Here is an 11,924-nt window from a genome sequence, read left to right as displayed (position 1 = left end):
GGGCCATTTCGGTCATGGGGGTACACCTTTTCGCTGCATCTGCGTGTCACGGCGCCCTCGCGAAATCTAGGAGACACCATGACATCCACGACTATCCGTTCAGCGGGAACTCTGGGCATCCGGGCGGTCGGTGCGGGGGTTGCTGCCGGCTTGGGCCTGCTGGCATGCATTCTCACCGCAAACTACGTGACTACTCATTTCGGGTTCATCCCTGTGGGGTTTGGCTTGATGGCCACCGCCGGAACGTATTTCGCCGGGCTGACTTTCGTTCTTCGTGACTCACTCCAGGACGCATTCGGGAAGAAGTGGGTCCTCGGTTTGATCGTCGGAGGCGCGGGCCTATCGTTTCTGGTGGCGGATCCGTTCATCGCCGTAGCGTCCGCTGTGGCGTTCTTGCTATCTGAGATAGCCGACTTCGCGGTCTACACACCTTTGAGGGCCCGTGGCTACATTCGTGCTGCGGTGGCTTCGAACGTCGTTGGCTCCGTAATTGACACGGTCGTCTTCCTGAACATCGCAGGTTTCCCACTGGAAGAGGCCTTCGCGGGTCAAATGCTTGGAAAACTTATGCTGACGGGAGTAGTTGTCGTTTTGGTGCTCAGTTTTCGCGCCTGGCGCGCAGGTCGTAAAAGGCTAGGGTAGTGCCCGCACTGCGCTACGCCGGTGGCGGCCTGTTTAGTAGGTGACGGCGCTGCAGGGCGCGCTTAAGGGGGACCCGTTCCAGACTCATTGGATGAAGCCAGTGTTCTCAAATAGCATCCAGGCATGAGCAAGCCAGAGAATCTTTTACCGATGGGGACGGCCGCCGGCGGTGTTTGCTGCCCGGATCCTCGGCTGTGGACTCTCCCTGAGATGGAGCTCCTGGTGGCCAGCGAGGCCAAACCATCACTCGCTTTTGATTTCGACGACGCCCTTAGGAGTCGTGACGAGCAGAGGTTCTTTGACTGGTGTATCGGCATCTTGGAAGACGCCGGCGTAGTTGGCATCGTAAGAAACGACTACATTTATCAAGCTTCCACTTTGCACGCAGAAATCCATCCACAGTCTGGTAGTCCATATTTCCTAATGCTGGCCCGAAAGTCAGTCGAATTTTATATCCAGGAGAGCAAGGATGGTTGGGTCCCCAGATAGAAGTCCAGTGTTTGTGTGAGTTTCGTGTCCGAGAATGGACGCAGGAGGAAATTCACGAATCATGGCACGCAGACACACCCCTGAGCAGGTCATCGCCAAGGTCCGGCAGGGCCAGAAGATGCTCAATGACGGGCGCCCGATGGTCGAGGTAATCAAGGAGCTCCAGGTTACCGAGGCGACCTGGTATCGGTGGTTGAACCAGTACGGGTCCGAGAAGAACGCCGAGGCGTCCAAACGGACCAAGGAGCTGGAGAAAGAGAACGCCCGGCTTAAGCGGCTGCTGGCGGAGAAGGAACTGGCCATCGACATCCTGAACGAGGTGGCCAAGGGAAAATTCTGAGCCCCGAACCCCGCCGTCGTGCCGTGCGCATGGCGGTGGAGAAGTTCGGGGCGTCCGAGCGTTTCGCGTGCGCGGTGCTGGGGCAGAACCGGTCCGCGTTCCGCAAGAAGAAGCCCGATATGGGCTTTGAGGAAGCCCGGCTCCGTGCAGCCTTGCGCGCCGTCGCCGGGCAGCACCCCGCGTGGGGCTGGCGGAAGGTGCGCTGGCACCTGCTGGCTCAGCCTGAGTGGGACGGCGTGGTGCTGAACAGGAAGCGGGTGCGACGGCTCTGGCGCGATGAAGGCCTGGTCTGTAAACCCCGGGCGAGGAAGAAGCGCCGGACCGGGCCCGGCGCCGGTGAACAGAAGCGCCTAACTGCCCAGTACCCGATGCATGTGGTCAGTTTCGACTTCCAGTCCGATGTGACCTCTTGCGGACGGCACATCCGGTTCTTTAACGTCATCGACGAATACACCCGCACGGCGCTGGCGGTCATTCCGCGCCGGTCGTTCAAGGCCGCCGACGTGGTCGCTGTGTTGGAGAACATCATCGCCGAGACCGGCACCGCCCCGACCTACGTGAGGTGTGACAACGGGCCCGAATTCACCGCCGCCGCACTGATTGAGTGGTGCAACACCGCCGGCGTGGATACCGCCTTCATTGACCCGGGATCACCCTGGCAGAACGGCTTCATCGAGTCCTTCAACGCCCAGTTCAGAAGGGAACAACTCTCCGGAGAAATCATGGACACCATGGCCGAAGCCAAGTATTTGGCCGACGAATGGAAAGCTATCTACAATCATGAACGGCCCCATGGATCCCTGAACGGCATGACGCCGAAGCGCTACTGGGAAAACTGGACGCAAGAAAACCAATTAGCTATCGCATAGGCGCTGGACTGCTAACGGGGGTCCAACCAAGGACGCTCCCCTTTTATTCGACCCGGCCGTAATCGAAACCGACGGAAATGTGATCGAGGCAAATGAGCTTCGCTCCGCCTTCGACATGATTCGCCGGCAAGCCGCGCTGGTACGGGCATGGATGGACTCGACCTCACTAGCCAGTAATGAAAACGTTGTTTTCAAAAATTTCCGGATCGCCGCCGGCGGTTCGGAACTAGCCATGGATGTCGAGGTGCCCCAAGCAGGCTTCTCCATTGTGGTCCGAAAATTGCCAACTCCGGGAAAATTTACGTACTCACTGTCAGGTTTGGACAACCCCTTCGTGCATAGCCCGCGGGTGGTCGACGCGCTCCTGAGCGACGCTGCAGAAGACGCTGGAGGTGTACCTGACCCGGCTACGCCAATTATGGCGATGATAGCTACTGCTTGGTTGGCTCAGAGGGACCCGGAATGGCAGGTGAGTATTTGAAGGCTTGGAGGCCAGTCGATCTTGCCTTTGGGGGCCAGTGATATTGCCGGTGGGGGCCAGCGGCCGCGGGGATGGGGGCCACCGGCTCCCACCGACGTTTTCTTATTGCGTCATGGTGGCGTGTTCACGCATGTTGTGGTTGCCAGTATCGACCCAGATGGTGTTGTGCACGATGCGGTCCATGATCGCATCGGCGTGGACCCCGGAGCCGAGCCGCTGGTGCCAGTCCTTCTTGGCGTATTGCGTGCAGAACACGGTCGAAGCTGTGTCGTACCTGCGCTCGAGCAGTTCCAGCAGCATGCTGCGCATGCCCTCGTCGGGGTGGTCGAGGAGCCACTCGTCGATCACCAGCAAAGTGAAGGCCGCGTACTTCTTCAGGAACTTCGTGGCACCCAAGGGCTTGTCCTTCGCCAGCGCCCAGGCTTCCTCGAGGTCGGGCATTCGAACGTAGTGGGCCCGGATCCGGTGCAGACAGGCCTGCTTGGCCAGAGCGCACCCGAGGTAGGACTTCCCGGACCCGGTGAATCCCTGAAACACGACGTTCTGCTGCCGTTCAATGAACGAGCACGTGCCGAGCTGGGCGATCAGGCTCCGGTCGAGGCCGCGTTCGTCCACGAGGTCGAGCCGGCGCAGGTCCGCGCCCGGGTAGCGTAGCCCGGCCCGTCGGATCAGCCCCTCGACCTTGGCGTGATTGAACCCGGAGTGGGCCTCGTCCACGACCAGGCGGAGCCGTTCCTCGAAGGCCATGCCGAGTACGAGTGCCTCGTCCTGGGCCTCGAGCGCTTCGAGCATCGGGACGGCACCCATCTCACGGAGCTTGCGCTTGGTTTCAGTATCGATCCCGCTCATTTGGCGCCACCTGCGTAGTACTCGGCGCCGCGCACGTAACCGCCGTGTTCGACTCCTTCATCCCGTGGAGGCCTGAGCCCGGCGGCTTTGTCCTGCTCCGTGGCAAGGATCGGCTGAAGATGGGCATACCGCGGGGACCGCACCCTGCCTGCCAACGCAAGCCGGCAGGCCGCCTCCACCCGTTCGGCCGAATAACGCCGGCAGAGCCGCAACACGGCCAATGCCGCGTCCAAGCCCTGCTCGTCGACCGGGACGGACTCGAAGATCCGGTTGACCACGGTCACCGCTGCCGGGCCGATCCGTCCGGCCCATTCCCGCGCCCGGGCCGGGTCCCACTGCCGGTATTTCTCGCCGGCGGGAAGGTCCGCGTCATTGGTGCGATACTCGTTGGTCGCGCCCTCGGGCAGCAACAGATGGCTGGTCAGCCGTTCGCTGCCCCGGTAGGCCTGAAGCACCCGATCGGTGATCCTCAGGTCCACCGACGTGCCAACATGGGCGAACGGCACGGAGTAGTAGTTCCTTTCCCAGACCACGTGCCCGTTCCGGCCCACCCGGCGCCCGTAGGCCCACCTGCTGATCTCGTAGGCGGCCGCCGGCAACCCCGTGAGCAGCGGCTGCTCTTCAGCTGCGAACACGCTGGTCCTGGACCCTGGCCGTTTCTGGAACGGCTCCGCGTTATAGGCCGCTACCCGGTCGGTGATGGCGGCGCGAAGCTCCAGCAACGAGGTGAATTGCTGCTGGCGCAGCCCGGCGATGACCCAGGTAGCCACGTGGGCGACCGTGTTCTCCACGCTCGCCTTGTCCTTCGGTGCCCGGATGCGCCCCGGCAGCACCGCCGCTGAATAGTGCGCCGCCATCTCCCGGTAAGCGTCGTTGAGCACGACTTCGCCTTCGCGGGGATGCTTGATCACGCCGGTCTTCAGATTGTCCGGCACGATCCGCGGCACCGAACCGCTAAAGGCCTCGAACATCGCCACATGGGCCCGCAACCAGGTGTCCTGTTTCATGTCCAGGGCGGGTTCAACGAACGCGTACCGGCTAAACGGCAGGCAAGCCACAAACAAATACACCGTCCTCGACTTGCCCGTCACCGGATCTGTCAGCTGCATCGTCGGGCCCGACCAGTCCACCTCCACCGTCTGCGCCGCCTTGTGCCCGACCCGGGACGCCACCCCAGTGACCAGCACATGCCGCTGATAGGTCCTGCAGAACCGGTCATAACCCATCACCGGCTCACCGGCAGCCGCGCGTGAATCCGCGTACTCGCCATGCAGCAGCTTTAGCGTCACCCCGACCCGGGCCATCTCCCTATGCACCTGATCCCAGTCCGGCTGCGCGAACACACTCTGATGCTCACCCCGCCCAGGAAACAGCCGGGCATAGACCTCGCCCTCTGAACTGTCGGCGATATCGTCCCACGCCACACCGGCCGCGTCAGCAGCCTCCAGCACCGCCGTGATGCTCTTACGGGACATGCCCTGCGACGCAGCGATCGCCCGGCCTGACAGGCCCTCGGCGCGCAGCTGCAACACGAGCTTCGCTCTGATCTTCCGTACCATTGATGATTACTCCTTCTGCCGTGCGCCCTATACACACGACGGAAGGAGCCTAAATCGGGGTGGCCCCCAAACACGCCACTACCGGCACCCAGGACCGCTACTGCGCGCTCTGGCCGTTGGCCCCCGAACACACGACGGATGGACCCCAAAAGCGCGGATATTCAGCAGGCTGCTAACACCGCGAGAAGCGTCCGGCGTGCCTAATCCTTGGCACTGTTCGTGCGGTGCCTGTCCGTAAGCCCGTCTCCCGGGGGATGCCCGTTCATCGGATGCGCTGACACTGACAAGATGTGGACGAAACGGTTACGGCGTTTTCCTAGTAGTCCTGCAGCGCCGCCAGCGCCGGCTGCGAGGAGGGGTCGCCGACGGCATCCGCACCCACGGCGTTGGCAACAGACAGCGCCGCGGCGTAATCGAGTCCTGACCCAAGCGCCAGGACCAGGGCGGCGCAGAACGCGTCGCCCGCGCCCACGGTGTTCGCCACCGTCACCGCCACGGAGGGAGCCTCGGCCACTTTCCGGCCGTGCTCGAACATTGCCGAGCCGTCCTTGCCGTACGTCACCGCCACCAGCTTCGCCTCCGCGAGGGCAGGGATCAGTGCGTACTCGCTCTCATTGACGATCACCAGGTCGCAGCGCTCCAGCAGCTCCGCCGGCAGATCCATCGCCGGCGCCGCATTCAGCGCAAAGAACCCCCGCGCCTTCCGGGCAGCCTCCAGCACCACCGGCAGGCCCACCTCCAGCTGGCACAGCACCGTCTCGCCGGGGCCGAACTTCACACCGTCCAGCGACAGGTGCGAGTTGGCGCCCGGGCACACCACAATCTGGTTTTCGCCGTCGCGGTCCACCACGATCAGCGCGGTACCGGTCGGCTCCGGCAGGACGGCCACGGCGGAAGTGTCCACGCCGGCAGCCGCCAGCGCGTCCAGCATCCGCTGCCCGGACGCATCCTTGCCCACGGCGCCGACCATCCGGGCGGAACCGCCCAGCCGGGCAGCGGCCGCGGCCTGATTGGCGCCCTTGCCCCCGGGCTGCTCGGACAGCACCGCGCCGCCGATGGTTTCGCCCGCCGTGGGAAGCCGCTCGGCGGTGGCGATCGGGTCCAGGTTGATGCTGCCGACCACGGTGACGGCAGGAAGTGCATTGCTCGTGGAAGTCTCTCTCGCGGGGTGCCGGCAAAGCGGCCTGTTGAGGAAAAAGTGTGACGGATGGTTGTACTCGCTCGTCGTACGAGGTTGTATAACAACGCGAGCCGCTACCCCGGAAAGCGGCCCACCCTCCCAAACCTGCTCGAACAAAGGAGTTTGATGTGAACACCCCAACCCCCGCGGAAGCCGCACCGCCCGCGGACTGCGCTGCCGCCGTCGTGCTTCCCGACGACGCAGCCAGGCTCTCCGGCCGCCGCGCCCCCCTGCTGATCTCCTCGCTGTTGCTGGGCGTGCTGTCCTTCCAGCTCAACGCCAGCATGGTCACCCCGGCGCTGCCGCAGATCGCCGCCGACTTCGGCAAGGGCGCCGACGCCGCCGCCCCCGTCCAGTCCATGTTCTTCCTGGCTGGTGCCATCGCCGGGCCCGTGATCGGCCGCTGGAGCGACTTCATCGGCCGCCGGGCCGCGCTGCTGCTGGTCCTGGGCATCATGGGCGCCGGCACCATCCTCTGCATCACCGCGCCCACGCTGGAACTGCTGGTCACCGGCCGGTTCCTGCAGGGCGTCTCCAGCGCCGTCTTCGCGCTCGCCTACATCGTCCTCAGCGAAAACCTGCAGGCCAAAGTCTTCGGCACGTCCGTGGGCATCAGCGGCGGCATCGGGGGAGTGGACGGCTGGGTGGGCAGGCTCATGGCCGAGACCCTGGGCTTCCGCTCCATCTTCGTGGTGGTGCTGGTCCTGACCGTGATGGCCGCCCTGTGCATCCTCCGCCTCGTTCCTGCCGGCCGGCCTTCCGGCATCCGCGGCGCGATGGACTGGTGGGGCGCCGGCTCGCTCTCGCTGTTCCTGGTGTTCCTGACCTACTTCGTGTCCGACGGCTCTTCCGCGGGCTGGGCGTCGCCGACCGCCCTGGCCCTGCTGGCCGGCACTCTTGCCTCCTTCGCCGCATTCTGGCTGATCGAGAAGCGCCGCAGCCACCCGCTCATCGCCGTGCACCACCTGCGCTCCCGCCAGGTGAGGCCGCTCATCGCCGTGCACCACCTGCGCTCCCGCCAGGTGAGGCCGGTCATCGCCACCACCGTCCTCACGCTGGCCGGCATCTTCGCCATCATCAACTTCACCGTGGTGCTGCTCAGCCAGGATCGCGACGCCGGGTTCGGGCTTTCCGCGTCCGTTTCGGCGCTGCTGTTCCTCACCCCCGCCGCACTGATCGGCGTGTTCGCCGCACCGTTGGCCGGGTGGCTCGCCGACCGGCCGGGGTGGATCCGGATCCTCCGTTTCGGGACCGGGCTGAGCCTGGTGTGCGCTGTGGTTGCCGCCCTGTTCTCCACGTCGCCGGTGGCCATCCTGGTTGCTGTTGCCTGCCTGGGCATCTTCTACAACTGCCTGTTCCTTACCGCCATCAACGGGCTTTCGGTGCTGCTCTCGCCCAAGGAGGCCCCGGCGGCGCTGCCCGGCATCAACGGCGCGTCCTTCGGTATCGGGGCGAGCCTCGGCGTCGTGCTCGTGGCGCCCTTCGCCGCCCAGGCCACGGCCGCCGGGTACGCCACCGCCCTCTGGATCTCCGTGGGCATCACCGCCGCCGCGTTCATCGTCAGCCTCTTCGTCGCCGCCCCCAGGGCGAGACCCTCTAACCCCTCATCCCCTTCAAGGAGACACCATGACCACCCGCCACCCGATCTACCTGGACTGCGACACCGGGATCGACGACGCCCTCGCCCTGGCCTACCTGCTCGCCCACCCCTTGCTTCCGTGGTCGGGATCGGGGCGGTGAGCGGGAACGTCAGTGCCGCCGTCGGCGCCCGGAACACCCTGGACCTGCTGGACCTCGCCGGTGCTGCAGATATTCCGGTGGCGCTGGGGGCGCACGATCCGCTGGCCGCTTCCTTCCACGGTGGGGCGCCGTGGGTGCACGGGTCGAACGGGGTGGGCGAGGTTGAGCTGCCGCCTTCCGAGGCTTCGCTGGCCGCCGAGTCCGCGGCCGAGATGCTGGTGCGGCTGGCGCGGGCCTATCCGGGGGAGTTGCGGGTGGTGGCGATCGGGCCGCTGACCAACCTGGCCGAGGCGTTGACGTTGGACCCCTCGCTGCCCTCGCTGGTGCAGTCTGTGACGGTGATGGGCGGGGCCGCGCTGGCGCCGGGGAACATCACGCCCGTGGCAGAGGCCAACATCTGGCACGACCCCGAGGCCGCCGCCCTGGTGCTCGCCGCCGACTGGGACGTGACCCTGGTGCCGCTGGACGTGACCATGGCCTCTGTGCTGGAGGAAACCCACCGGCAAGAGTTGCTTGCCTCTGCTGCGCCGGTGCCGCGGGCGCTGGGGGAGATGCTGGGCTACTACTTCCGGTTCTACGAAGGCATCTACGGCCGGCCCTGCCCCGCGATGCACGATCCCCTCGCCGCGGCGCTCGCCGTCGGTGCCGTGACGCCGGCGCTGGCACCCGTCGTGCGTGCCGCCGTCGACACCTCCGACGGACCCGGCCGCGGGCAGACCGTGTGCGACATGCGCGGCCTGTACGCCGGATACCCGGAGGTGAAGGGCGCGCGGTGCCGCGTGGTGCTCACCCTCGAGGAGGACTTTGCCCCGCACCTGGTGGAGACGCTGCTGGGGCACTTCTCGGTGGTTGAGCCTGTCGATACCACGACGGTGGCACTCGCCGAAGCAGGTTCACTCGCCTGATCCGGATGGCGGGACCATGGCCTCTACACCCACGGACCACCCTTCGCGAGACTGGCGGGAGGACCAAGGGAAGCAGGGAGGTGGCGGGCCGTGGATGGCTGGGACTTGGGAATCGCCGGACTGGGACTGCTCGCGGCCATGTCATTGGCCTTCGGCCTGGTGGCTCACTGGATCGTGGGCAGGCGTGTGTCGCGCTGGCTGTGGCTCTATGCGGCGGCCGGGTACTTCGTGGCGGGCATTCTGGTCAGTGAAGTCTGGTTCGGCTGGGCAACGGGGGAGGAGCTCCAGCCGAACATCGACGGCCTGTCCTTCGACGAAGTGCAGCTGGTGACCGTCGCCGGCCTCATCGCAGCCGTAACAGCCAGGATCGTGCTGCGGAAGAGGGCACACACCAAAGGCGTGCGGCAGGCCCCACCGCCGGGCACCGCACACTGACCCAGCTGCAGCAAATAAGGAGCTTGCGGCCTTTGCCACGGGCACTGGGTCTACAGGCTCTGGGACCGGACGCCAGCCGTTGCCCCTCGGGCCGTCCCTCGGCGGAGGCCCAGTGCCGGCGCAGCGCCTCCGCCAGCCGCCCGGGCTCCGTCCGGTGCGGCGGGTCGAAGTGGTGGCGCCCGGGGAAGACTTCCAGGTGGAAGTCGGGAAAGAAGACCCGCGCCAGCCGGGCCGCAACCTCGCCAAAATCATCCGGATGGCTGAGGCCGCCGAGGGCGAAGAACACCGGCTTGCTGAAGGCGGCAAGCCGGGACCTGTCCAGGTGGTAGTCCTTGAAGGTCTGCATGAAGGCCCTGATCCCGGCCGGCCGCTTCGCCATCCACGGCGGTGGGGGACCCGCCTCCGGCGGCGGGAGGACGACGTCGGGCCTTACCTGCAGCCGCATGAACGCCGGCATGTACTGCTCCGGCGGGAGGCCGTCCAGCTCCCCGAACTTCCTCCAATGCTCCGCGTAGACGGGGCTCCAATCCCAGTTCCCTGCCCACGCCGGCTCCAGCAAGGCCAGGCTCTGCAGCCGTTCCGGGTGCTTGGCAGCCAACGCCAGGGCCGCCGCGCCGCCGCCGGAATAGCCCACAAGGTGGAAAGTCTCCCAGCCCAGGGCGTCAGCTTTCCTCAGGACTCCGTCCACCTCGGTATCCAGGCTCCACCCTTGGGGCACGTCATCGCCCTTGTACAGCTCCAGCTCCTTGGCAACGGCATGCACGCCCGGGCCCAGCGCCTCAATCAGGCGCCCATAGGCAAGCCCCGCGGGGAGCACTGAACCAGGAAGCAGGATGACCCGAATCGGTTCCATGCAAAAACCATGCGCCGGTGCGGGCGGGCAAGCTGCTGGGCCACGTTGAAGGGACACTCGCTTGAACACGTTTACTTGCCCAACGCTCGCAAAGCAAAGTTCCTGACGTTCCCTATCCAGTTGTTACTGATGGGGCGCTGGCCAGGGCCCGCGAGGACTTCCTCGAAGGGGCGGATGCGTTCGATGCCGGTGCGGGGGAGGCTGTCCGAGACGAAGCGTCGGGTGCCGCGGCCTGCCCTGATCAGCCCGTCCTCCTCGAGGAGCATGAGGGCTTCGCGGACCACGGTGCGGCTGACTTTCATGTCGGCGCCGAGTTCGGTTTCGGTGGGGATCATGGAGCTGGGGGTGAGGAGGCCGTTGCGGATGACCTCGGCGATGCGCGAGTACACCGCTACGCTCATTCCGCCCTACCCACCCGCCGCCGCGTCCTCCCGCAGCCCCTTCTCCAAACGAAAAGCGACCAGCGAGGCCGCCGCCCCGGCTGCGGCGGCCGCCGCGGCGAGGGTCCAGCCAACGGCCGGCGGAAACTGGGAGAACACGACCCCGAACAGCAACGGCCCCAGCGTCCCGCCGATGTACGTTCCGCTCTGCGTGATCCCCGTGGCCTGGACCGTAAACGGATGCGACGTACGCGAAACCACGTAATGGGCCAGGCCATTCCATCCCCAGCCCAGCCCGAACGCCACCACGGCCCCAGCCGCGTACGCAACCGTGGATCCGGACGCCATGCCCAGCAGCCCCAGGCTCCCGGCCCCCATCATCATCGCCACCGTGGCCATCGAACCGCCGATCCCCCGGTCCGCCGCGATCCCCAGCAGCGGGCGGGCTAGGATCCCGGCCACACTCGCGGCGCCCAGCAGCAGGCCCGCGCCGGCGGCGTCGAACCCCGCCTGCACAGCCATGGACACAGTGAACGCCCCCACCACATTGGCCTGCCCGGCCCCCAGCGCGCTGGCCACCGCCGTCGCGAACAGGAACTGCTTAAGCCGCCGGGGGAGCGGCTCCCTGGCGGCTTTACCCGAGCGGTGGCGGACAGGGGCGCCGCGCGGGAGGGTGCGCAGGAGCACCGGGACCAGGAACGCCGCCAGCAACGCCGCCAGCGCAAACGTCCAGGCCCACCCCACGGTGAGCGCGAACACCGGAACCGACAGTCCGGCGGTGAGCGTCGCCGTCGGAATCGCCGCCTGCTTGAGGCCAAACGAAAAGGCGCGGTTACGCACCGCCACCTGGTCCACGATCAGGCCGTTGGACAGCGGATGGATCAGCGCGTTCGCCGCGCCGGCGACACCCAACCAGACGATCAGCCACGCCCAGTGCGGCGTGACAAACGCGATGCCCGCCAGCGCCACAAACCCCAGCCCAACGGCGAGCGGCACCCCGCGGCGGAGCCCCAGCCCGCCCGCCACAAACCCCGCCGGCGCGGACAGCAGTGCCGACACCGCCCAGAACGCGGCCACCGCGGCACCCAGCGCGGACGGCGTCATGCCCAGGTCCTGCTCGAGCTGGACCGCCAGCCCGCCCACCAGGAAGACCGGCAGCACCGCCACCACAGTGGTCAATGCAGCGATGGCCGTGGCCCGCT

The 11,924-nt window shown here is 66.3% G+C and carries 11 protein-coding genes and 2 pseudogenes; 7 read left to right on the top strand and 6 right to left on the bottom strand.

The features are described from left to right. Nucleotides 1–78 precede the first annotated feature (78 nt). The 4 genes from QF031_RS14915 to QF031_RS14900 all read left to right on the top strand — a co-directional run bounded on the left by QF031_RS14915 (nucleotide 79) and on the right by QF031_RS14900 (nucleotide 2,821). Nucleotides 79–642, top strand: a complete 564-nt coding sequence (locus tag QF031_RS14915) for a VUT family protein (RefSeq protein ID WP_307429685.1) — start codon at nucleotides 79–81, stop codon at nucleotides 640–642. 123 nt (nucleotides 643–765) lie between these two features. After that, the gene (locus QF031_RS14910; protein WP_307429681.1) at nucleotides 766–1,131 is read left to right on the top strand and encodes a hypothetical protein; all 366 of its coding nucleotides are present in this window, start codon (nucleotides 766–768) and stop codon (nucleotides 1,129–1,131) included. A 61-nt stretch (nucleotides 1,132–1,192) separates the two neighbouring features. Then, nucleotides 1,193–2,340 (top strand): IS3 family transposase gene (locus QF031_RS14905; protein ID WP_307422438.1). Its coding sequence is split into 2 segments (ribosomal slippage): nucleotides 1,193–1,466 and nucleotides 1,466–2,340, totalling 1,149 coding nucleotides; the frame shifts between segments, so codons are not numbered across the junction. Between the two features lie 79 nt (nucleotides 2,341–2,419). Beyond that, entirely contained in the window at nucleotides 2,420–2,821 is a 402-nt protein-coding gene (locus QF031_RS14900; RefSeq protein WP_307429678.1) for a hypothetical protein, read from the top strand. Between the two features lie 102 nt (nucleotides 2,822–2,923). Here the strand turns inward: QF031_RS14900 and QF031_RS14895 are convergent, their stop codons facing one another. From QF031_RS14895 to QF031_RS14885, 3 genes are all read right to left on the bottom strand, one after another. Beyond that, complete coding sequence (locus QF031_RS14895) at nucleotides 2,924–3,670, bottom strand: ATP-binding protein (protein ID WP_141002472.1); 747 nt, start codon at nucleotides 3,668–3,670, stop codon at nucleotides 2,924–2,926. Beyond that, the gene (gene istA, locus QF031_RS14890) at nucleotides 3,667–5,229 is read right to left on the bottom strand and encodes an IS21 family transposase (protein ID WP_307422523.1); all 1,563 of its coding nucleotides are present in this window, start codon (nucleotides 5,227–5,229) and stop codon (nucleotides 3,667–3,669) included. Before istA ends, QF031_RS14895 begins: the two co-directional genes overlap by 4 nt. 316 nt (nucleotides 5,230–5,545) lie before the next feature. Next, a complete protein-coding gene (locus QF031_RS14885; protein WP_307429675.1) occupies nucleotides 5,546–6,352 on the bottom strand; it encodes a ribokinase in 807 nt (268 codons plus the stop codon). 185 nt (nucleotides 6,353–6,537) lie between these two features. Here QF031_RS14885 and QF031_RS14880 point away from each other — a divergent pair. The 3 genes and pseudogenes from QF031_RS14880 to QF031_RS14870 all read left to right on the top strand — a co-directional run. Further along, nucleotides 6,538–7,995 (top strand): annotated as a pseudogene (locus tag QF031_RS14880) (MFS transporter); the annotation flags it as partial. Between the two features lie 40 nt (nucleotides 7,996–8,035). After that, nucleotides 8,036–9,054, top strand: a pseudogene (locus QF031_RS14875) (nucleoside hydrolase). Between the two features lie 90 nt (nucleotides 9,055–9,144). Further along, a complete protein-coding gene (locus tag QF031_RS14870; RefSeq protein ID WP_307429672.1) occupies nucleotides 9,145–9,489 on the top strand; it encodes a hypothetical protein in 345 nt (114 codons plus the stop codon). Here the strand turns inward: QF031_RS14870 and QF031_RS14865 are convergent. The 3 genes from QF031_RS14865 to QF031_RS14855 all read right to left on the bottom strand — a co-directional run bounded on the left by QF031_RS14865 (nucleotide 9,398) and on the right by QF031_RS14855 (nucleotide 11,892). Then, the gene (locus QF031_RS14865) at nucleotides 9,398–10,342 is read right to left on the bottom strand and encodes an alpha/beta fold hydrolase (RefSeq protein WP_307429669.1); all 945 of its coding nucleotides are present in this window, start codon (nucleotides 10,340–10,342) and stop codon (nucleotides 9,398–9,400) included. The two genes, QF031_RS14870 and QF031_RS14865, sit on opposite strands and share 92 nt — an antisense overlap. 71 nt (nucleotides 10,343–10,413) lie before the next feature. After that, nucleotides 10,414–10,743: a GntR family transcriptional regulator gene (locus tag QF031_RS14860; RefSeq protein ID WP_307429664.1), complete on the bottom strand. Its 330-nt coding sequence runs from the start codon at nucleotides 10,741–10,743 to the stop codon at nucleotides 10,414–10,416. A gap of 6 nt (nucleotides 10,744–10,749) precedes the next feature. Next, nucleotides 10,750–11,892 carry an MFS transporter gene (locus QF031_RS14855; protein WP_307433393.1) on the bottom strand — a complete coding sequence of 381 codons (1,143 nt, stop codon included), beginning with the start codon at nucleotides 11,890–11,892 and terminating at the stop codon, nucleotides 10,750–10,752. Nucleotides 11,893–11,924 lie beyond the last annotated feature (32 nt).

The sequence above is a fragment of the Pseudarthrobacter defluvii genome (assembly GCF_030816725.1).
Classification (GTDB): Bacteria; Actinomycetota; Actinomycetes; order Actinomycetales; family Micrococcaceae; genus Arthrobacter; species Arthrobacter defluvii_A.
This window is presented reverse-complemented; position numbering and strand designations above follow the sequence as displayed.